This window comes from Oleiphilus sp. HI0080, assembly GCF_001635135.1.
The window spans coordinates 1-219 of sequence record NZ_LWFU01001244.1 but is presented as its reverse complement, the minus strand read 5'-3'; the positions used below and the strand labels follow the sequence as shown (position 1 = coordinate 219).

Annotated in this window: 1 protein-coding gene; it reads right to left on the bottom strand. The window is 44.3% G+C overall.

Annotation, left to right across the window (positions count from 1 at the left end):
- Positions 1-196 (bottom strand): hypothetical protein (locus A3751_RS21580; RefSeq protein WP_156492731.1); only part of this gene is annotated, 196 nt, incomplete at its 3' end.
- Positions 197-219 lie beyond the last annotated feature (23 nt).

Sequence of the window (219 nt, the reverse complement as noted above, 5' to 3'; positions counted from 1 at the left end):
GTCTGTCTGCGAAGTTGCATGCATTTTCTAGATGTATGCTAGAGAGCAATTCCGATTTTACTCGACTCGGTATGCCTTGAACATCGGGAATGCTCGATTGATAAAGCTTTGTTGCCCCAATACCATGCTCTACCAGTTTATCGACCAACTCATCTCGCATTGCCTTGTTATGAGCGAGTAATGGGAGGCGTAGCATACGTAATCCATCATTTTCTCTCA